Genomic DNA, 19,225 nt, shown 5'->3' with positions numbered 1-19,225 from the left:
AGATCCAAGAACTGTAGACCACGGTTGGTGTATTTCTTCGCAATCGAGATAACCAGACGTAAGTTCGCTTCCACCATCTCTTTCTTCGCACGGCGAGCTTTCGCTTCACCAATCGACATACGGCGGCTGATCTCTTTGATGTTTTGCACCGTCAAAGAGGTCTCTTCTTCAATCGCTTTTAGCTTCATGATCGAGCGGCGGATGTCGTCTTCGCTGCGACGAACTTTCTCTGCGTACGGCTTGTCAGAAGCAAGAATCTCATCAAGCCAAGCGTCGCTAGATTCATTGCCGGTAAAGAGCGTAATGAACGATTTCTTCGGCATTTTGCCGTATTCAACGGCCGCTTTCATGATCAGACGTTCTTGAGTACGAACGCGCTCCATCGAGGTGCGAAGTTCATCGACCAAGTAGTCAAACTGCTTCGGCGTCAGACGGAACTCTTTGAATACGTCGAGGACGAGTTCATGAGCGATTTGCGCTTTCGGACTCTCTTTGCCGTACTCGTTACAGGCGAGCTGGAAGTTCTGGAAGGTATTACGCAGCGACGTGAACTTCTCTAGTGCAAGTTCAGGGTCGATGCCAGTATCTTCTTCTGAGTCATCGTCATCTGAATCGTCCTCATCGTCATCCGCATCTTCTTCGTCTTCATCTTTCAAGTCAGACTCTGCGAGCTCAGAACCGATGTGCGTCGCCGTCGGTGCTGTGGTCTCTTCTGCGTCTGGATCAACAAAGCCAGTGATGAGATCGGTAAGACGAAGCTCTTCCGCTTGTACTTTATCGAACTGCTCAAGAATGTATGGGATAGTGCCTGGGTATTCGGCAACAGCGTGTTGAACTTGGTTTATACCGTCTTCAATACGCTTAGCGATGTCGATTTCGCCCTCTCGAGTCAGAAGTTCAACCGTACCCATTTCACGCATGTACATGCGAACTGGGTCAGTTGTGCGGCCAATTTCGTTCTCTACGCTAGAAAGCGCCGCTGCCGCAGCTTCTGCTGCGTCTTCATCGGTAATGGTGTCATCATCATTCAGTGCAAGATCATCGGCATCGGGCGCCGTTTCGACGACTCGAATGCCCATGTCGTTGATCATCTGAATGATATCTTCAACCTGCTCGGAATCGACGATTTCTGCTGGCAGGTGGTCGTTTACTTCTGCGTAGGTCAGATAGCCTTGTTCCTTGCCTTTAATGACAAGTTGTTTCAGCTGTGACTGCGGATTTTGATCCATAGACGGTATCCAACTTAGTATCTGGTGAAGGAATTAGTATGCGAGTTGCAAACCACACATAATAACAAATTAATTGATTGCTGACTAATTAAACAGGGTTACGCTTTCAAATCTAGCATCAACGCTAGCAGCTCCCTTCTTTCTTCGGCTGATAAACCGACACTTCTTTCTTTGGCCTGCAGGTTTTCAATTTGTTTTTCGACGCACTGGGCCAGTATTCTGTCCAATGAGTCAAAAAATATATCTTGCTCGTTATCTTCATCGAGCGGGATTTCCCAGCTCGCTAAACGAGACAGTAGCGCTTCATGGCTCGTATTTCGCCAGGTCTCTAGCAACTGGCCTGTGTTGATATTGGGGTGCTGATGACAATATTCAAGCACCTGGGCAAATAAACTTAAACCGGGTACGGGTAACTCTCGGACGCTCGATAAATCCGGTACCATTTGAGCATAGCTCGGATTTTGGATAAGCAAAGCGATCACCTCACGCATGGGTGTGCGTTTGATCTCTTTGTGTGGCTGAGGTCGAGTTTCGCTTTGCTTTTTGCGCGGCTGTCTAAGCTGATTATCGAATCCGGTTCGCTCATCGAGCAATTTTTCTAGCAGTTCTTGAAAATACGGGTCTGGAATCTTATCGATCAGGCTACTGGCGTGTGCGCGCAGTGCCGACTTGCCCTCGTTTGAACCTAAATTGAGATTGTGAATCTCAATCAGATTATCAAATAAGTAACTGGAGAGCGGCGTGGCCTGCTCCATTTGTTGCTCAAACGCCTCTTTACCGTATTTACGTACGTAACTGTCTGGATCTTCTCCGTCCGGCAGGAAGAGAAACTTCAGTGTGTTGCCTGTTTTTAGGTACTGAAGGGCATTCTCTAGAGCGCGCCATGCGGCTTCTTTACCCGCTCGGTCACCGTCATAACAACAGACCACGGTATGGGTTTGTCGAAACAAAAGCTGGATATGATCACCGGTCGTTGAGGTGCCAAGGGACGCTACGGAATAATCAATACCATATTGCGCGAGGGCAACCACGTCCATATAGCCTTCAACCACGAGGATTTGCTTGGGCTCTCGATACGCCTGCATGACTTCATATAAGCCATAGAGCTCTTTACCTTTGTGGAAAATTGGCGTCTCTGGCGAGTTCAGGTACTTGGGCGTGCCTTCGTCAATAATTCGGCCACCAAAGCCAATCACCCGCCCGCGTCGGTCACGAATCGGGAACATAATACGCCCGCGAAAACGGTCGTAGCGGTTGCCTTTGTCGTTCTCAATCAACATACCGCCACTGACCAGCATGTCTTGGGTCGCTTTATGCTGACCAAAGTTCTTGCGCACTAAATCCCATTCGTCGGCGACATAGCCAATGCCAAATTTCTGCACGATTTCGCCAGAGAGGCCGCGCTGCTTAAGGTATTCAATCGCAGGCTTGCTGCTAGAGAGCTTAAGCTGGTCACGATAAAACTGCGCGATGGTGCCCATCAAATCGTAGAGGTTGCGCTTTTGTTCGCTGCTGGCTTGCGGTTGATTGCTTCGGTTGAAACGACCATCTTGGCGCTGCTCTCTCGGGACATCTAAACCTAGGAATGAGGCAAGCTCTTCAATGGCTTCGACAAATTCGAGGCGCTCATACTCCATCATAAAGTCGATGGCGTTGCCATGCACACCACAGCCAAAACAGTGGTAAAACTGCTTCTCTTGCGACACGCTGAATGATGGGGTTTTTTCGTTATGGAAAGGGCAGCACGCGCTGTAGTTTTTGCCTTTTTTCTTAAGTTTTACTCGTGCGTCTATGATGTCGACGATATCCAGTCGAGCAAGCAGATCATCAATAAAACTACGAGGAATGTGTCCTGCCATAAAACCTTAGAAAAATGCACTAACTAAACAATTGGGGGATAGATACAAACAAGCCGCGCATTCCGAAGGATAGCACGGCTTGTTGTAATAGGCTTGGGTGTGTTAAGCCAGTTTAGCGCGAACTAAACCGCTCACTTTACCCATATCTGCACGCCCTTGAATCTGTGGTTTTAGAACGCCCATTACTTTACCCATGTCTTGCATGCCCGCTGCGCCTGATTCAGTGACTGCATTGTCAATCAATGCGACAACTTCGTCGTCGGTCAGTGGTTGAGGCATAAAATCCTCAAGTACTGTAATTTCGGCTTTTTCTGCATCCGCTAGGTCTTGGCGACCCGCTGATTCATATTGAGCGACAGAATCGCGACGCTGTTTAACCATTTTCGTCAACACAGCAAGAATGTCGTCGTCGTTCAGAGTGATCTGTTCGTCGACTTCACGTTGCTTAATTGCTGACAAAGCTAAACGGATAGTGCCAAGGCGCAATTTGTCCTTGGCTTTCATCGCTAATTTTTGCTCTTCTTTGAGTTGGTCAATCAGAGCCATAACTAGAATCCTTTAGGACTTAGCTATTAGTACAGGCGAACGCGACGAGCGTTTTCGCGAGCTAGCTTCTTAGCGTGACGCTTTTGAGCTGCTGCTTTAGCGCGTTTGCGAACTGTAGTTGGTTTTTCGTAGTGCTCACGACGACGCACTTCAGAAAGGATACCTGCTTTTTCGCAAGAGCGTTTGAAACGACGTAGTGCAACGTCGAACGGTTCGTTTTCACGTACTTTAACTACTGGCATATGCCTTTCACCTCAGGGGTTAATTCGTTAATGCTGACTTCACAGTACCTGCTCAGTTGCAAGGCCTACAATCAGCTTGATCAAAAATGGTGCGGAATTTTAATCCGATCACATTAGCTTTGTAAAGCCTTTTATTGTTTATACACTGTACAAAATTTGTTTGCAGCGCGAAGGCAAGGTAAGATTGCGCCAATTTTGAAATTGAGACAGAGGCATCCAGGGTAAACCATGCGCATTATTGGTATTGAAACCTCGTGTGATGAGACAGGCATAGCCATTTACGATGATGAGAAAGGGCTGCTTTCCCATCAGCTCTACAGCCAAGTTAAGCTTCATGCTGACTACGGCGGTGTTGTGCCTGAGTTGGCCTCTCGCGATCACGTTAAAAAGACGATTCCGTTAATTAAAGCGGCGATGAAAGAAGCGGGCGTCACGCCAAAAGAGATTGATGGTATTGCTTACACCGCTGGCCCAGGTCTTGTGGGGGCGCTGCTGGTTGGGGCGACCATTGGTCGCAGTCTCGCGTACGCTTGGGGTGTGCCAGCCGTGCCAGTGCATCATATGGAAGGGCATTTGCTCGCGCCGATGCTAGAGGAGAACCCGCCGCCGTTTCCGTTTGTTGCGGTGTTGGTCTCAGGTGGCCACTCGATGATGGTCGAAGTAAAAGGGATTGGCGAGTACAAAATCTTGGGTGAGTCGATTGATGACGCCGCCGGTGAAGCCTTTGATAAAACCGCAAAACTGATGGGGCTAGATTACCCAGGTGGTCCGCTGTTGTCGAAACTGGCCGAGAAAGGCACGCCGGGCCGATTTAAGTTTCCGCGCCCTATGACGGATCGTCCGGGCCTTGATATGAGCTTTTCTGGCTTGAAAACGTTCACAGCCAACACGATTGCCGCCAATGGCGATGATGAACAAACTCGAGCGGATATTGCCCTAGCGTTTGAAGAGGCCGTGTGCGCGACGTTAACCATTAAATGTAAGCGAGCGTTGGAACAAACTGGCTTTAAGCGTATCGTTATTGCCGGTGGCGTGAGTGCTAATAAGCGTTTGCGTGCTGATTTGGCGGCGCTGGCGAAAAAAATTGGTGGGGAAGTCTATTATCCGCGTACGGAATTTTGTACCGATAACGGTGCGATGATCGCGTTTGCGGGTATGCAGCGTCTTAAAAATGGTGAGGTAGCGGATTTGGCGGTTCAAGCGACGCCGCGATGGCCCATCGATACTCTGCAACCACTGCGCGGCGCAGAATAATCGCGGGATTCTTGGTTCCGTTCAATGGAATACATCGTGTTTAAAGGCTTCTTGGTTGAAGCCTTTTTTATGCCTGCTTCTTTTCGCCCACTTTGGGCTCGGTGCCAGCAAACAGGCGTTTAATGTTTTGATGATGACGCAAGACAATCAGACAACACAGCATGGCGACTGGTAAGGTGTACTGCGGCTTGACCATCCATGTATAAAACGGCGCCAACAGCACGGTAACAATCGCCGCTAACGAAGAGTAGCGAAAGATCAGCGCAACGCTGAGCCAAGTGGCGATGATCATGCCTGTTAAATCCAAACCAATAGGGGCTATTGCACCCAATGCGGTGGCCACGCCTTTCCCACCTTTAAAGTGAAAGAAAATGGGGTACATGTGACCCAAGCAGGCAGCAATTGCAACAACACCAAGAATGATTGGATCAATGTGCAAAAAGTATCCCCCCCACACTGGAATAGTGCCCTTGAGCATGTCGCACAGTAACACCGCGATAGCGGCTTTTTTGCCCCCAATACGCAACACATTAGTGGCACCGGGGTTGTGTGAGCCTTGCTTTCTGGGGTCAGGGAGTTTGAGGAGACGACAAATCAGCACCGCACTTGAGATTGAGCCTAATAGATAGGCGCAAATGATCAAGATGAGGGCAAGTGGTGTCATTCGAATTCACTCATAGTCAGCAAGGGTGAGGTAAACCAGTCATTGATATTCTGTTGCGTTTAACTGGTATCATATCGCGGCTTCGCGACTTAAACTACTGACACTGAGCGCCAGAGCAGTAAAATAGTACGACTTTTTATGAGAAATGGGTATCCGACCTCTCCTCGGATCAAACAGGACAGCAGTGACCATGGATAAAGTATTTATTGAGCAGTTAGAAGTCATCACCACCATTGGCGTGTACGACTGGGAACAACAAATCAAACAAAAATTGGTGTTGGACATTGAAATGGCGCACGACAACCGCCCCGCAGGTAAAAGCGATGATGTGGTGGACGCCTTAGACTACGCCAAGGTGAGTGAAGCGGTGTTGAACCACATTGAGCAAGGCCGTTTTTTGTTGGTTGAGCGTGTGGCGGAAGAGGTCGCGGAGTTAGTCATGACCACCTTTAATGTACCCTGGATTCGCATTCGCCTAGCCAAACCGGGCGCGGTGGCACAGGCCAAAGCGGTGGGTGTGGTGATTGAGCGAGGCAGGGCATGATCACCGCATACATTGGCGTCGGTTCCAATGTGGAGAGAAAAAAGCACATCAAGGCGGCGATTGATGAATTGCGCCATTTAGGCCAAGGATTAAGGCTGTCGACCATTTACGAGTGCCCGTCGGTCGGATTTGACGGAGACCGTTTCTATAATTTGGTCGTTGAGTTGCAAACGACTGAAAATCTGACAGAATTTTCACGCTCGTTGCGAGATATTGAGCTTAAATGGGGCCGCTATGAACACGCAGAAAAATTTCAGCCTCGCACTATCGATCTGGACATTCTGCTGTTTGGTGATGAAGTTTCTGCGCAATCGCCCCAGATTCCGCGCAAAGACATTTATCACTACGCGTTTGTTCTCAAGCCATTGGCGGAGCTTTGCCCCGATAGGGTCATTCCCGGTGATGGCCGACAAGTGCAAGAACTCCAGCAGCAATTGAATTTAACCACGCCATTGACCGCCGTTCCGCTGTGGTTCGATGACACCACCCAATGAGATATCCATGAGTTATTTTGAAGCCTTTATTTTGGCCTTGATCCAAGGTCTGACCGAGTTTTTGCCCATCTCCAGCTCTGCGCACTTAATTTTGCCTTCCGCCATTTTAGGCTGGGATGACCAAGGCTTAGCGTTTGATGTCGCGGTACACGTGGGTACGTTAGCGGCGGTCATTATCTATTTCCGCCAAGAAGTGGTGACACTGCTCTCGTCTTTTTTTGCGTCCATTTTTAAAGCAGAGCGCAGCAAAGAAGCCAAATTGGCGTGGATGATTCTATTAGCCACAATTCCGGCCTGTATTTTCGGGCTACTGATGAAAGACATTATTGAGATCTACTTGCGCAGTGCCTGGGTGATTGCCACCACCACCATAGTGTTTGGTTTGTTGCTCTGGTGGGTGGATAAAACCGCCACGCTCGCCGATGATGAATACCAAGCGGGTTGGAAAAAGGCGCTCTTTATTGGTCTTGCGCAAGCGATGGCGATGATTCCGGGTACCTCACGTTCTGGCGCAACGATGACGGCAGCGCTCTATCTAGGCTTTACTCGCGAAGCCGCGGCGCGTTTTTCGTTTTTGATGTCTATCCCTATCATTCTTCTTGCTGGCGGTTACTTAGGTCTTAAGTTGGTGATCAGCGGTGAGCCAATCCACACTGGTTTCCTATTAACGGGCATTGTCACGTCATTTGTCAGCGCTTACCTCTGTATTCACTTCTTCTTGAAGCTGATTTCAAAAATGGGTATGACGCCATTTGTGATTTACCGTTTGCTTTTGGGTGTCGGTTTGTTTGCTTTTCTGCTGACTCGCTAATCCCACTCTTCTCAGACCACATAGACAATCCGTACCTCGCTTGAGGGGCAACATTGTGATATATATGTGGTCTTTCTTTATCTCTCATCTTTGATTGACAGTATGCGTGTTTTTGCTCTGACTCTACTGCTGATTTTAGGCTGGCTACAATATGAGTTGTGGCTGGGAAAGAATGGCGTGGCCGACTACCAAGCGGTCAGTGCAGAAATCGACGTTCAACATCAAGTCAATGCGAGCCTCCAATCTCGCAACAATGAAATGTTCGCTGAAATTGACGATTTACGCCAAGGACTTGATGCCATCGAAGAGCGTGCTCGGCATGAGCTGGGCATGGTGAAAGAAGGGGAAACCTTCTATCGCATCATTGGAGAGGACAACTAAATGTCAGACAGCCATTTTGCTGGCAAAATTACTGCGATTGTCCCCGCGGCGGGCGTGGGCAAACGCATGCAGGCGGATCGTCCCAAGCAGTATCTAGAGATCTTGGGTAAAACCGTTCTTGAGCACACCCTCTCGCGTCTACTTTCTCACCCAGATATTGAACATGTTGTCGTCGCGATTAGCGATGGCGATCCTTACTTTGAACAGCTACCCATTGCGACTCACCCCAAGGTGATTCGTGTCAGTGGTGGTGGTGAGCGCGCTGATTCTGTGCTGCGTGGGCTCGAGTATGTTTCTCAGCATCAGATGTCACCTTGGGTGTTAGTGCATGATGCGGCCAGACCTTGTGTGAAATTAGCGGATATTTCTCATCTGATTGAGCGCTGCTTAGCTGAGCAAATCGGAGGCATTCTTGCCATGCCGGTACGAGATACCATGAAACGAGCTGCTCATCACAACGCCGTCAGCAATACGGTGGATCACACCGTCGATAGAGAGGGGCTGTGGCATGCCCTGACACCGCAGATGTACCCGACTCACACCTTGACCCAAGCGCTGAGCAAGTCGTTGCAAGCTCAGGCCGTCATTACGGACGAAGCCTCCGCGATTGAGTGGAGTGGTGGAGCGTCTCTGCTAGTACCAGGGAGCGGCGACAATATTAAAATCACCCAACCAGAGGATCTGGCTCTGGCAGAGTTTTATTTGCAGAGGGAACAGACCCTTTGCCTCGAATAAATGAAAGGACATAACACGATGATTCGAATCGGTCACGGTTTTGACGTGCACAAATTTGGCGGAGAAGGCCCAGTCATCATTGGCGGTGTTGCCATTCCTTACGAGCAAGGTTTGATTGCTCACTCCGATGGCGATGTGGCGCTGCACGCACTGTGCGATGCACTGTTGGGCGCGATTGCTGCCGGTGATATTGGTCGCCATTTCCCTGATACCGATGATGAGTGGGAAGGCGCGGACAGCCGTTTTCTTCTGCGCGATGTGTACCAACGAGTACAAGCGCAGGGGTATGTGCTGGGTAATGCTGACATCACCATCATTGCTCAAGCACCGAAAATGGCGCCATACATCGAATCGATGTGCCAAACCATCGCACAAGATTTGGACACCGACGTCACCAACATTAATGTCAAAGCGACCACCACAGAGCGTCTGGGCTTTACTGGGCGCAAAGAAGGCATTGCCAGCGAAGCAGTTGTGCTGCTGGTTAAAGCGTAATTTCTAGCTATTTTCAACAGCGGACGGTCACAAGCCCGGCCGCTGGCTAAACGGAACTCTATTCATGTCTGATTTACTTTCTTCGTTGGCGTACCTCAATGGTCAGCCTGTCGCCACCGGCGTACTCAAAGCGCAACCCGAGCACTTTCAAGTACGCGAAAACTTAGGGTTCTCATTTAGTGGTACGGGTGAGCACCTAATGGTGCGTATTCGCAAAACCGGCGAGAACACCAGCTTTGTGGCCAATGAACTGGCCAAAGCGTGCGGGGTGAAATCGAAAGACGTCAGTTGGGCAGGTCTTAAGGATCGTCATGCAGTCACAGAGCAGTGGCTGAGTGTACATCTACCTAAAGGCGAGACACCAGACTTTAGCGCCTTTCTGGCGGCGTACCCGAGTATCGAAATTCTCGCCACAGACCGACACCATAAAAAATTGCGTCCCGGCGACTTAATCGGTAATGACTTTCGCTTAACGTTAACCCAAGTCTCCGACATGCCATCGGTGCTGTCTCGATTGGAGAAGGTGCAAGCGAAAGGGGTTCCCAACTACTTTGGCAGTCAGCGTTTTGGTCACGATGGCAATAACCTCACTGAAGCCAGACGTTGGGGAAGAGACAATGTTCGTACTCGTAACCAAAACAAACGCAGTCTCTACCTCTCTGCCGCTCGTTCTTGGGTGTTTAACACCATCGTCTCCGCGCGAATTGAACAAGCGCTATTGAACACCTGTATTGCGGGCGATATTGTCTACCAAGGCAATGAAACGCGCCTTGTCACGCCTGAAGAGTGCGAGGCGTTCAATGCGCAGTTGCAGCGTGGTGAGGTGACATTAACCGCTGCGCTCGCGGGTGACAATGCCTTACCTACTCAGCACGAGGCGCTCGCACTTGAACAACCGCTGCTTGATAATGAGCCAGATCTCATGGCGTTGATTCGTGGTAATCGTATGCGTCACGATCGCCGAGAGGTGTTATTGAAGCCTGAGAATCTGACTTGGTCCGTCGATGGTGACAGCTTAACGCTCGACTTCTCATTGGATGCAGGGAGCTTTGCGACTGCTATCCTACGAGAGCTGCTCATTGCGACGGAAAAAGAACGCCATTACGCTAATGACAGCAAGGCCAATGACAGCCAGGACAATGACAGTCAGTAGCCGGTAGGGCCATGTGCCCTCTTTCAACAGGAAGTGACAGGACTTATGACAGCCAACACACTGAGAGTATTGATCAGTAACGATGATGGCGTGCATGCGAAGGGCATACACGCGCTCGCGCAGGCACTGAGTGACATCGCCGAAGTGACGATCGTCGCGCCAGATAGAAACCGCTCAGGCGCATCCAACTCGCTAACTCTAGAGCAGCCTTTGAGGGTGACTCGCATCGCCGAGCGTTCTTACTCCGTACAAGGAACGCCGACCGACTGTGTTCACTTTGCGCTTAATGAGCTGATGAAAGACGATCTGCCGGATCTGGTGCTAGCAGGCATTAACCATGGTGCAAACCTTGGCGATGATGTGCTCTACTCTGGCACGGTCGCGGCAGCGATGGAAGGGCACTTTCTCGGTGTTCAGGCGATCGCCTTTTCACTGGTGGGGCAGCGCCATTTTGACACGGCGGCGCACATTGCCAAACAGTTGGTGTTGCAGCACGGACGACGCCCTATCCCCACTAACCGATTGTTAAACGTCAATATTCCCGACGTTGAGCTCTCTGCGCTAAAAGGCTCGAAAGTGACCCGTTTAGGTGCGCGCCATCACGCGGAAGCAATGATAAAACAGCAAGATCCTCGTGGTCATGATATTTATTGGTTAGGCCCTCCAGGAAAAGAGCAGGATGCAGGTGAAGGAACCGACTTTTACGCCATCGAACATGGCTTTGTCTCCATTACGCCGCTGCAAGTAGATTTGACCGCTCATGAATCGCTGATGAGTATGGATAATTGGTTAAAGGACAAGTAACAATGGTAAACCCACATGCCGACAGATTAATCGACTTTCTTGTCGCGAGTGGCATTCAAGATCAACGCGTATTAGATGCCATCTATAGATTGCCTCGTGAGCAGTTCGTGTCACAGGCGATGATGCATCAAGCATACGATAATAATGCGCTGCCGATTGGCGCTGGGCAGACCATCTCTCAGCCCTATATCGTGGCGAAAATGACCGAACTGTTGGCTCTGAATCGAGACAGCAAAGTGCTGGAAGTTGGCACTGGGTCTGGTTACCAAACCGCAGTACTAGCTCAACTGGTCGATCACGTCTTCTCCATTGAGCGGATTAAGGCGTTGCAATGGGAAGCTAAACGACGTTTAAAGCAGCTCGACATTTATAACATCTCCACCAAGCACGGTGATGGTTGGCAAGGTTGGCCAGCGAAAGGCCCATTTGATGCCATTATTGTCACAGCGGCAGCGGAGTCTGTGCCACAGGCACTGCTCTCACAACTTAGTGAGGGCGGCACCATGGTCATTCCTGTTGGTGTCGAGCAGCAGCAACTGTACAAAATCACCCGACAGGGTGAGGCGTTCTCCACAGAGCCCATAGAGATGGTGCGTTTTGTTCCTTTAGTCGCAGGTGAATTGGCGTAGGCATGAGCTTGAGAAGGTGTGTGTGGCTGATACTGGTATTCAGTGCGCTGTATGGCTGCGCTGCACACTCGCCTGCTCCTGTGTCTGGGTTAAACAAAGATTATGGGTCTGTCACTCGTGGCAGTTATCGCGGCAGCTATTACGAAGTAGAAAAAGGCGATACGCTATACTTTATAGCCTACGTCACAGATAAAGATGTAAACGATATTATTCGTTACAACGGCTTGACTGAGCCCTACACCATTTACCCCGGTCAAAAACTCAACTTATGGCGTAGTGCCTACAAAGCGCCCGCCTTTGGTGGGACGGGTGCTGGTACGGTATCTGCGCCTGTCGCTGTGGTTGCCGCTACCCCACCCACTCCGAATTCAAGTAAAAACTCTAATCAATCAGTTACATCGCAAAACAGCAGCGGTCAGAAAAACGTCACCCAAACGCCACCTAAAAAGAGTATTGATCAATCAAAATCAAAGGAGTATGTTGAACCTAAGAAGCAACAAAGTGTTAACAAAAACGCCAACACTGCCTCTAGCAGCAAAGCGAGTAACACGGCTTCTAATCAAAAGGTTTCCAAATGGTTATGGCCAACAAAAGGGAGGGTAATCAAAAACTTTTCTGCTGGCGATCAGGGAAATAAAGGCATTGATATCGCAGGACAGCGTGGTCAATCCATCGTATCGACAGCAAGTGGCACTGTCGTCTATTCAGGCAACGCACTGCGCGGCTACGGTAATCTGGTGATTATCAAACATAACGATAACTATTTAAGTGCGTATGCACACAACGACAAGTTGCTAGTACATGAAGGACAAAGTGTTAAGGCTGGTCAAAAAATAGCAACAATGGGCAGCTCCGGAACGAACAGCGTTCGTTTGCATTTTGAAATTCGCTATCAAGGTAAGTCGGTCGATCCGAAACGATACTTACCTTAAATTTACTTTACTGACCGGGTAAATTAGCGACATTAGAGGTAGTAATGTCTTGCTAGCTCGCCAAGGGGAGGCGCCATGAGTATCAGCAATACAGCAACGAAAGTCGAAGAGTTTGATATTGAGCAGGAAGCACAACTAGACACGCTTCAAGGCAGCAATGAACTCACCTCATCCAAATCTGATAATGTCAAAGAGGAGTTTGACGCTTCATCGAAAAGCCTAGATGCCACACAGCTTTACCTTGGCGAAATCGGCTTCTCACCCCTATTAACCGCAGAGGAAGAAGTCCTCTACGCAAGACGTGCATTACGTGGCGATGAAGCAGCGCGTAAACGTATGATCGAAAGTAACTTGCGTTTGGTGGTGAAAATCTCCCGTCGTTATAGCAACCGTGGCCTTGCTCTCTTGGATCTTATTGAAGAAGGGAACTTGGGATTGATTCGCGCGGTAGAAAAATTCGACCCAGAACGCGGATTCCGTTTCTCGACTTACGCGACGTGGTGGATACGTCAAACCATTGAACGTGCGCTCATGAACCAAACTCGTACCATTCGCCTACCTATTCATGTGGTGAAAGAGCTCAACATCTATCTACGTACTGCGCGTGAGTTGTCGCAAAAACTCGACCATGAGCCGACTGCTGAAGAAATTGCTCAGCAACTGGATAAGCCAGTTGATGACGTGAGTAAAATGCTGCGTCTTAATGAACGCATTAGCTCAGTGGATACGCCTATTGGTGGCGACGGTGAGAAAGCGCTGTTGGACATCATCCCAGATGCCAATAACTCAGACCCAGAAATTTCCACTCAAGACGATGACATCAAAAATTCATTGATCCATTGGCTGGACGAGCTCAATCCGAAACAAAAAGAAGTGTTAGCACGCCGCTTTGGTCTACTTGGCTACGAGCCTTCAACACTTGAAGAAGTCGGGCGTGAGATCAACCTCACCCGTGAGCGGGTGCGCCAAATCCAAGTGGAAGGTCTGCGTCGTTTACGTGAGCTGCTGGTTAAACAAGGTCTCAACATGGAGAACTTGTTTGGTGTGACCGAAGAGTAACGACAGACGTATAATGGAAGAGATATAACGATAGACATATAATCCATAATCAGAGATATAGATAGAGTGTCTTAATCAGAAAAAAGCCTTGGGGGAACCAAGGCTTTTTTGATCGTGTGGCGAAATGCCGTTGTTCAATCAGTGATGAAAAACGGCAAAGGTTAAGTGTGCTTTTTCCCTTTGCTGCGCGGGAAGACTTTCACCGTCTTGATACGATTCTCTTCTAGCTCGACGATTTCCATCGGGTGACCAGAGACATGAACGCTTAGATGGCTTTCAGGGATCTCTTCAAGGTGCTCGAGAATCAAACCGTTTAGGGTTCTTGGTCCATCGGTAGGGAAGTCCCACTTGAGACCTTTATTGATATCGCGGATGTTGGCGCTGCCCTCAATCAAGAAACTGCCATCACGTTGCGGAGTAATCTCATCCGACAAACTTGGCGTGATAGAAGTGGTGAACTCACCGACGATCTCTTCCAAAATATCTTCCAACGTAATGAGACCTATGATGTCGCCATACTCATCAACAATCAGACCAATTCGCTCTTTGTTGCGCTGGAACTTAAGCAGTTGGACGTTGAGTGGCGTGCCTTCTGGGATAAAGTAGACTTCATCGGCAGCGCGTAGCAGGGTCTCTTTGGTCGACTCGTTTTTCTCTAGCATCAAGCGATACGACTCACGCAAACGCAGCATGCCCACCACTTCGTCAATTTGACCGCGATACAGCACCACGCGCCCGTGCGGTGAGTGAGACAATTGACGCACAATCGATTTCCAATCGTCGTTGATATCAATGCCGGTGATTTCGTTTCTCGGGACCATGATGTCATTCACCGTCACATGCTCTAAATCGAGAATGGAGATCAACATATCTTGGTGGCGTCTTGGGATCAGGCTGCCCGCTTCGTTCACCACGGTGCGCAGTTCTTCCGAGCTCAGGTGATCTTCGCCATTGTGGTCGACTTTAATCCCAAGTAAGCGGATAAAACCATTAGTGATGAGGTTAACGAACAGCACCAGCGGCGAGAGCAGCTTCATTAAAATACCAAGCAAGATACTGCTGGTGTAAGAGACTTTTTCTGGGTAGAGCGCTGCGAGGGTTTTCGGCGTGACTTCGGCAAAAACCAGCACCACAAGCGTCAGAGCACCGGTTGCGATAGCCACCCCTAAATCTCCGTATAGACGCATACCAATGATGGTGGCGATGGCGGAGGCTAGAATATTGACTAAGTTGTTACCAATCAGAATCAAACCGATCAAACGATCGGGCCTATCGAGCAGCTTTTCTACGCGCTTAGCGCCTTTATGGCCATTGTTCGCGAGGTGCTTTAAGCGGTATCGGTTGAGAGACATCATCCCTGTTTCTGAACCGGAGAAATATCCTGAAATTACAATCAGACACGCGAGTAGCGCAAATAAGATACCCGTTGATATGTCGTCCAAAGCTTAATGATTCCTTGTTATGTTTGATTAATTTATCGCCCAGTGTTGCGGCTAAGTCAATATCACTTCACGAACGAAGCGACTGCCAAAATAGGCGAGCGTCAACAGGGTTGCACCGGCAACGGCGAACCAAGTGACTTTGCGTCCGCGCCAACCTTTATGGAAGTGGCCCCATAACAGCACGCTGTACACAATCCAAGCGATGAAAGAGAGAATCGCTTTATGGGCTTTTCCTTGGGCGAACATGTCCTGAACAAAGACAAATCCAGTGATTAATGTTCCGGTGAGGAGTAAGGTGCCCACCATGATGATGTTGAAAAGCTGACGTTCCACCATCATTAAAGGAGGAAGGTTTGGGTTAATCGCCAGTGCTTTCTTCGCTTTGAGCTTGTGATCCAACCAGGCCAGTTGCAGAGCGTACAGAGCGCCGATACTGAGAGTCGAGTAGGAAAACAGCGCAAGAGAGATGTGGATCAGCAGTTTAGGGTCTTGCTCTAAATGAGTAATGAAAGTGCTAGGGAGAAACGCCGCAGCGCTTAAGTTGATGGCGGAAAAGCTATACACGACAGGCAACAAAAACCACAGTCGTGTTTTGAGCATCGACGCGCTCATCACCAAAGAGATAATGAAGCTGATGAGAGAGGCGACATTGAGAATGCTTAAGTTTTGCCCCGAGGCTTCAATGATCAGATCGCTTAATAGCCACGCGTGAAAAACCAGTGCCAGAGACGCACTGATCAACACGGTTTTTGAGCGGATACCGGTTTGGTTAACCAGTCCCGGAACGATAGTCGCAATTGCGAGCAGATACAGCACTGCAGCGGCTACGGCAATTAAGTTGTCCATTCTTCTCTTGGTGGTGGTGGATTTTTAACAAATTATACCCTGCATCAACGGCTTGAGCCATGACTTATCTGTGTCATTTATTCGAGTTGAGAGATCAAATCATCACGCAACCGTGCAAAGCGCCACTTGGCTAAGGTATACTCTTAGTAATTGTCGCTCAATTTTAGGTAGTGGCGTCGTCTACGTAAGCCACTCAGTGTAAAGAGACTAAGATGTTTGAGAATTTAACGGATCGTTTATCCAGAACGCTGAAGAACATCAGCGGTAAAGGTCGTCTGACCGAAGACAACATAAAAGAAACGCTGCGTGAAGTCCGCATGGCGTTGCTCGAGGCTGACGTTGCACTGCCTGTCGTTCGCGATTTTATCAAGCGAGTGAAAGAAGCGGCAGTGGGCGTAGAAGTCTCCAAATCGCTCACGCCAGGGCAAGAGTTCATCAAAATTGTTCAAGGTGAACTGGAAGCCGTCATGGGCGAGTCTAATGAGGCACTAAACCTCGCGGCTCAGCCACCTGCGGTGATTTTGATGGCCGGTCTGCAAGGTGCGGGTAAAACCACCTCGGTGGGTAAGCTGTCTAAATTCCTTAAGGAAAAAGACAAGAAGAAAGTCTTGGTCGTGTCTGCTGACGTGTATCGGCCAGCGGCGATCAAACAGCTAGAAACCCTAGCGCAAGACATCGGCGTTGACTTTTTCCCATCGAGCGCTGAGCAAAAGCCGATTGATATTGCCAATGCCGCCATCGATCACGCGAAGAAGAAATTCTACGATGTGTTAGTGGTCGATACCGCGGGTCGTTTGGCGATTGACGAGCAAATGATGGGCGAAATCCAGCAGCTTCATAGTGCGATCAATCCTGTGGAAACGCTGTTTGTTGTTGACGCGATGACAGGTCAAGATGCGGCGAATACCGCGAAAGCCTTTGGTGAAGCGCTACCGCTGACCGGGGTTATCTTGACCAAAGTGGATGGTGATGCTCGTGGTGGTGCTGCGCTGTCGGTGCGTCACATTACGGGTAAACCGATCAAGTTCTTGGGTGTGGGTGAGAAAACCGACGCGCTAGAGCCGTTCCACCCCGATCGCGTCGCCTCGCGTATTTTGGGAATGGGTGATGTTCTCTCTCTGATTGAAGACTTGCAGCGCAATGTCGACCATGAGAAAGCCGAGAAACTGGCGAAGAAATTCAAAGAGAAGAAAGGCTTCGATTTGGAAGACTTCCGTGAGCAGCTTGGTCAGATGCAAAACATGGGCGGCATGATGGGGATGATGGACAAGTTGCCAGGTATGAGTAACTTGCCAGACAATGTCAAAGACAAAGTTGACGACAAGATGTTTAAGCAGATGGAAGCGATCATTAACTCGATGACCATGAAAGAGCGTCAACGTCCAGACATTATTAAAGGTTCGCGCAAGAAACGCATTGCTGCCGGTTCTGGTGTGCAAGTGCAAGATGTGAACCGCTTGCTTAAGCAGTTTACCCAAATGCAGAAGATGATGAAGAAAATGCAAAAGGGTGGCATGAAAGGCATGATGCGCAACATGCAAGGCATGATGGGCGGAATGGGTGGTGGAGGCGGCGGCTTCAACCCGTTTGGTCGTTAACTGAAACACCGAGTCTGTTTCGCTCTATACAAGGCTTAGCCGCGGTGCTAAGCCTTTCGGTTTTTTATTTTCAAGGTGTTAGCTAAGTCACAATCTTAAATCCGGTTTTATGGTGGTGAAAAAATAGCTAAAGACCTTGCAATGCGTCGGAATAAGAGTAAAATTCCGGAGCTTTATTTTGGCACGAGACCCCAAACTGTTTAGTAATAGACCTCGACGGTTTACTGATAGATAGTTTCTGGGGTTAATTTTATTTTTGAGAAAGCAAAGAGGACGACATGGTAACCATTCGTTTGGCACGTCACGGCGCTAAGAAGCGTCCATTTTATCAAATCGTAGTAGCGGACAGCCGCAATGCTGCAACTGGCCGTTTCATCGAGAAAGTAGGTTTCTTTAACCCTACTGCTCAAGGTCAAGAAGAAGGTCTACGTCTAGACCTAGACCGCGTTAACCACTGGGTTGGTCAAGGCGCGTCTCTATCTGACCGCGTAGCTAAGCTAGTTAAAGACGCTCAAAAAGCGGCTTAATTCTTACTCTATAAGTAGTAATTAGCTTATGTCGATGAAAGGTAAAGAAACGATGAGCAATGACAAGATTGTTGTAGGCAAGTTTGGTGCTACTTACGGCATTCGTGGTTGGCTTAAAGTTTTTTCCTACACAGACGAGGCTGAAAGCTTATTTGATTACAACCCTTGGTTTGTTAACCATAAAGGGGAGTGGGTCGAGTACAAAGTGGAAACGTGGAAGCGCCATAACAAAGGTATGGTGGTGAAGCTGGAAGGTCTGGATGTTCGCGAAGACGCGCATCTGTTGACGAACTTTGAAATTGCTATTGATCCTGCAGTATTACCAGAATTGTCAGAAGATGAATTCTACTGGCGTGAATTGTTTGGCATGCAAGTCGTGACGACAAAAGGTTATGACCTTGGTGTGGTGACGGACATGCTCGAAACCGGCTCAAACGATGTTTTGGTAGTCAAAGCAAATCTAAAAGATGCTTTTGGCCAAAAGGAACGATTAATTCCGTTCCTTGAAGAGCAAGTGATCATTCAAGTTGATCGCACTGCTCAACGGATCGAAGTTGACTGGGATCCTGGATTCTAACTCCCAAGTAATGAGGCTTTAGGGCATGTGGGTTGGCGTAATTAGCCTGTTTCCTGAAATGTTCCGCAGCGTTACTGAGTTCGGAGTAACAGGTCAAGCGGTTAAAAAAGGGTTGTTGTCGGTAGAGACATGGAATCCTCGAGATTTCACTCACGACAAGCATCGCACTGTCGATGATAGACCCTACGGTGGTGGTCCGGGTATGTTAATGATGGTGCAGCCATTGCGCGATGCCATTCATGCTGCCAAACAGGCCTCACCGGGTATGACGAAGGTGATTTACCTCTCTCCTCAAGGTCGAAAACTCGATCAACAAGGAGTCGAAGAGCTGGCTAGCAATGAGAACTTGCTTCTTATTTGTGGTCGCTACGAAGGGGTAGATGAGCGCATCATTGAGTCTGAAG

At 49.0% G+C, this 19,225-nt stretch carries 23 protein-coding genes; 16 read left to right on the top strand and 7 right to left on the bottom strand.

Features of this window, described 5'->3' with window-relative positions:
- From AC6R0L_RS11950 to rpsU, 4 genes are all read right to left on the bottom strand, one after another.
- On the bottom strand, positions 1-1,229 hold a 1,229-nt coding region (locus AC6R0L_RS11950; RefSeq protein WP_500629270.1), incomplete at its 3' end, for an RNA polymerase sigma factor region1.1 domain-containing protein.
- Positions 1,230-1,327: 98 nt separating this feature from the next.
- On the bottom strand, positions 1,328-3,088 hold the full coding sequence (dnaG, locus tag AC6R0L_RS11945) for a DNA primase (protein WP_500629269.1): 1,761 nt from the start codon (positions 3,086-3,088) through the stop codon (positions 1,328-1,330).
- A gap of 102 nt (positions 3,089-3,190) precedes the next feature.
- Entirely contained in the window at positions 3,191-3,634 is a 444-nt protein-coding gene (locus AC6R0L_RS11940) for a GatB/YqeY domain-containing protein (RefSeq protein WP_500629268.1), read from the bottom strand.
- 26 nt (positions 3,635-3,660) lie between these two features.
- Entirely contained in the window at positions 3,661-3,876 is a 216-nt protein-coding gene (gene rpsU, locus AC6R0L_RS11935) for a 30S ribosomal protein S21 (RefSeq protein WP_001145625.1), read from the bottom strand.
- Positions 3,877-4,104: 228 nt separating this feature from the next.
- On the opposite strand from rpsU, the gene tsaD reads away from it, so the two are divergent.
- Positions 4,105-5,130 (top strand): tRNA (adenosine(37)-N6)-threonylcarbamoyltransferase complex transferase subunit TsaD, encoded by a 1,026-nt coding sequence (tsaD, locus tag AC6R0L_RS11930; protein ID WP_500626383.1) that lies wholly within the window; start codon positions 4,105-4,107, stop codon positions 5,128-5,130.
- Between the two features lie 67 nt (positions 5,131-5,197).
- Here tsaD and plsY read toward each other — a convergent pair whose 3' ends face one another.
- Complete coding sequence (gene plsY / locus AC6R0L_RS11925; RefSeq protein ID WP_487902140.1) at positions 5,198-5,794, bottom strand: glycerol-3-phosphate 1-O-acyltransferase PlsY; 597 nt, start codon at positions 5,792-5,794, stop codon at positions 5,198-5,200.
- Between the two features lie 190 nt (positions 5,795-5,984).
- Between plsY and folB the strand changes: the two genes are divergently transcribed.
- The 11 genes from folB to rpoS all read left to right on the top strand — a co-directional run bounded on the left by folB (position 5,985) and on the right by rpoS (position 13,831).
- A complete protein-coding gene (folB, locus tag AC6R0L_RS11920) occupies positions 5,985-6,338 on the top strand; it encodes a bifunctional dihydroneopterin aldolase/7,8-dihydroneopterin epimerase (RefSeq protein ID WP_487902139.1) in 354 nt (117 codons plus the stop codon).
- Positions 6,335-6,832, top strand: a complete 498-nt coding sequence (folK, locus tag AC6R0L_RS11915) for a 2-amino-4-hydroxy-6-hydroxymethyldihydropteridine diphosphokinase (RefSeq protein ID WP_487902138.1) — start codon at positions 6,335-6,337, stop codon at positions 6,830-6,832. Before folB ends, folK begins: the two co-directional genes overlap by 4 nt.
- Before the next feature lie 7 nt (positions 6,833-6,839).
- Positions 6,840-7,643, top strand: coding sequence for an undecaprenyl-diphosphate phosphatase (locus tag AC6R0L_RS11910; RefSeq protein ID WP_500629267.1), 804 nt, complete (start codon positions 6,840-6,842; stop codon positions 7,641-7,643).
- Positions 7,644-7,745: 102 nt separating this feature from the next.
- Positions 7,746-8,024, top strand: coding sequence for a cell division protein FtsB (gene ftsB / locus AC6R0L_RS11905; RefSeq protein ID WP_334553629.1), 279 nt, complete (start codon positions 7,746-7,748; stop codon positions 8,022-8,024).
- The gene (gene ispD, locus AC6R0L_RS11900) at positions 8,025-8,759 is read left to right on the top strand and encodes a 2-C-methyl-D-erythritol 4-phosphate cytidylyltransferase (RefSeq protein ID WP_500629266.1); all 735 of its coding nucleotides are present in this window, start codon (positions 8,025-8,027) and stop codon (positions 8,757-8,759) included.
- Positions 8,760-8,777: 18 nt separating this feature from the next.
- The gene (gene ispF, locus AC6R0L_RS11895; protein ID WP_500629265.1) at positions 8,778-9,254 is read left to right on the top strand and encodes a 2-C-methyl-D-erythritol 2,4-cyclodiphosphate synthase; all 477 of its coding nucleotides are present in this window, start codon (positions 8,778-8,780) and stop codon (positions 9,252-9,254) included.
- A 64-nt stretch (positions 9,255-9,318) separates the two neighbouring features.
- On the top strand, positions 9,319-10,407 hold the full coding sequence (gene truD, locus AC6R0L_RS11890) for a tRNA pseudouridine(13) synthase TruD (RefSeq protein WP_500629264.1): 1,089 nt from the start codon (positions 9,319-9,321) through the stop codon (positions 10,405-10,407).
- Positions 10,408-10,452: 45 nt separating this feature from the next.
- Complete coding sequence (surE, locus tag AC6R0L_RS11885) at positions 10,453-11,211, top strand: 5'/3'-nucleotidase SurE (RefSeq protein WP_500629263.1); 759 nt, start codon at positions 10,453-10,455, stop codon at positions 11,209-11,211.
- A 2-nt stretch (positions 11,212-11,213) separates the two neighbouring features.
- Positions 11,214-11,840, top strand: a complete 627-nt coding sequence (locus tag AC6R0L_RS11880; protein ID WP_487902131.1) for a protein-L-isoaspartate(D-aspartate) O-methyltransferase — start codon at positions 11,214-11,216, stop codon at positions 11,838-11,840.
- 2 nt (positions 11,841-11,842) lie between these two features.
- Positions 11,843-12,772, top strand: a complete 930-nt coding sequence (gene nlpD, locus AC6R0L_RS11875) for a murein hydrolase activator NlpD (RefSeq protein ID WP_500629262.1) — start codon at positions 11,843-11,845, stop codon at positions 12,770-12,772.
- 75 nt (positions 12,773-12,847) lie between these two features.
- Positions 12,848-13,831, top strand: a complete 984-nt coding sequence (gene rpoS, locus AC6R0L_RS11870) for an RNA polymerase sigma factor RpoS (RefSeq protein WP_500629261.1) — start codon at positions 12,848-12,850, stop codon at positions 13,829-13,831.
- A 161-nt stretch (positions 13,832-13,992) separates the two neighbouring features.
- Here the strand turns inward: rpoS and AC6R0L_RS11865 are convergent, their stop codons facing one another.
- The gene (locus AC6R0L_RS11865; protein ID WP_500629260.1) at positions 13,993-15,273 is read right to left on the bottom strand and encodes an HlyC/CorC family transporter; all 1,281 of its coding nucleotides are present in this window, start codon (positions 15,271-15,273) and stop codon (positions 13,993-13,995) included.
- A gap of 51 nt (positions 15,274-15,324) precedes the next feature.
- A complete protein-coding gene (locus AC6R0L_RS11860; protein WP_500629259.1) occupies positions 15,325-16,119 on the bottom strand; it encodes a cytochrome C assembly family protein in 795 nt (264 codons plus the stop codon).
- A 212-nt stretch (positions 16,120-16,331) separates the two neighbouring features.
- On the opposite strand from AC6R0L_RS11860, the gene ffh reads away from it, so the two are divergent.
- The 4 genes from ffh to AC6R0L_RS11840 all read left to right on the top strand — a co-directional run.
- The gene (gene ffh, locus AC6R0L_RS11855; protein ID WP_500629258.1) at positions 16,332-17,717 is read left to right on the top strand and encodes a signal recognition particle protein; all 1,386 of its coding nucleotides are present in this window, start codon (positions 16,332-16,334) and stop codon (positions 17,715-17,717) included.
- Between the two features lie 278 nt (positions 17,718-17,995).
- On the top strand, positions 17,996-18,244 hold the full coding sequence (rpsP, locus tag AC6R0L_RS11850; RefSeq protein WP_004410028.1) for a 30S ribosomal protein S16: 249 nt from the start codon (positions 17,996-17,998) through the stop codon (positions 18,242-18,244).
- 28 nt (positions 18,245-18,272) lie between these two features.
- Complete coding sequence (rimM, locus tag AC6R0L_RS11845; RefSeq protein WP_334553869.1) at positions 18,273-18,821, top strand: ribosome maturation factor RimM; 549 nt, start codon at positions 18,273-18,275, stop codon at positions 18,819-18,821.
- A gap of 25 nt (positions 18,822-18,846) precedes the next feature.
- A partial coding sequence (locus tag AC6R0L_RS11840) for an RNA methyltransferase (RefSeq protein WP_500629257.1) occupies positions 18,847-19,225 on the top strand: 379 nt, incomplete at its 3' end.

The organism is Vibrio sp. R15-SG3-ISO1A, assembly GCF_059833955.1.
The sequence above is the reverse complement of the archived record's forward strand: the minus strand, read 5'-3'. Positions and strand labels throughout refer to the sequence as shown.

What these genes read in the sequence shown, in the direction of transcription:
- AC6R0L_RS11940 (WP_500629268.1), bottom strand. Translation starts at nt 3,634, where the DNA reads ATGGCTCTGATTGACCAACTCAAAGAAGAGCAAAAATTAGCGATGAAA.
- truD (WP_500629264.1), top strand. Translation starts at nt 9,319, where the DNA reads ATGTCTGATTTACTTTCTTCGTTGGCGTACCTCAATGGTCAGCCTGTC.
- tsaD (WP_500626383.1), top strand. Translation starts at nt 4,105, where the DNA reads ATGCGCATTATTGGTATTGAAACCTCGTGTGATGAGACAGGCATAGCC.
- folB (WP_487902139.1), top strand. Translation starts at nt 5,985, where the DNA reads ATGGATAAAGTATTTATTGAGCAGTTAGAAGTCATCACCACCATTGGC.
- rpoS (WP_500629261.1), top strand. Translation starts at nt 12,848, where the DNA reads ATGAGTATCAGCAATACAGCAACGAAAGTCGAAGAGTTTGATATTGAG.
- rimM (WP_334553869.1), top strand. Translation starts at nt 18,273, where the DNA reads ATGTCGATGAAAGGTAAAGAAACGATGAGCAATGACAAGATTGTTGTA.
- ftsB (WP_334553629.1), top strand. Translation starts at nt 7,746, where the DNA reads ATGCGTGTTTTTGCTCTGACTCTACTGCTGATTTTAGGCTGGCTACAA.
- nlpD (WP_500629262.1), top strand. Translation starts at nt 11,843, where the DNA reads ATGAGCTTGAGAAGGTGTGTGTGGCTGATACTGGTATTCAGTGCGCTG.
- folK (WP_487902138.1), top strand. Translation starts at nt 6,335, where the DNA reads ATGATCACCGCATACATTGGCGTCGGTTCCAATGTGGAGAGAAAAAAG.
- ispF (WP_500629265.1), top strand. Translation starts at nt 8,778, where the DNA reads ATGATTCGAATCGGTCACGGTTTTGACGTGCACAAATTTGGCGGAGAA.
- ispD (WP_500629266.1), top strand. Translation starts at nt 8,025, where the DNA reads ATGTCAGACAGCCATTTTGCTGGCAAAATTACTGCGATTGTCCCCGCG.
- AC6R0L_RS11910 (WP_500629267.1), top strand. Translation starts at nt 6,840, where the DNA reads ATGAGTTATTTTGAAGCCTTTATTTTGGCCTTGATCCAAGGTCTGACC.
- AC6R0L_RS11880 (WP_487902131.1), top strand. Translation starts at nt 11,214, where the DNA reads ATGGTAAACCCACATGCCGACAGATTAATCGACTTTCTTGTCGCGAGT.
- ffh (WP_500629258.1), top strand. Translation starts at nt 16,332, where the DNA reads ATGTTTGAGAATTTAACGGATCGTTTATCCAGAACGCTGAAGAACATC.
- dnaG (WP_500629269.1), bottom strand. Translation starts at nt 3,088, where the DNA reads ATGGCAGGACACATTCCTCGTAGTTTTATTGATGATCTGCTTGCTCGA.
- AC6R0L_RS11860 (WP_500629259.1), bottom strand. Translation starts at nt 16,119, where the DNA reads ATGGACAACTTAATTGCCGTAGCCGCTGCAGTGCTGTATCTGCTCGCA.
- rpsP (WP_004410028.1), top strand. Translation starts at nt 17,996, where the DNA reads ATGGTAACCATTCGTTTGGCACGTCACGGCGCTAAGAAGCGTCCATTT.
- surE (WP_500629263.1), top strand. Translation starts at nt 10,453, where the DNA reads ATGACAGCCAACACACTGAGAGTATTGATCAGTAACGATGATGGCGTG.
- rpsU (WP_001145625.1), bottom strand. Translation starts at nt 3,876, where the DNA reads ATGCCAGTAGTTAAAGTACGTGAAAACGAACCGTTCGACGTTGCACTA.
- plsY (WP_487902140.1), bottom strand. Translation starts at nt 5,794, where the DNA reads ATGACACCACTTGCCCTCATCTTGATCATTTGCGCCTATCTATTAGGC.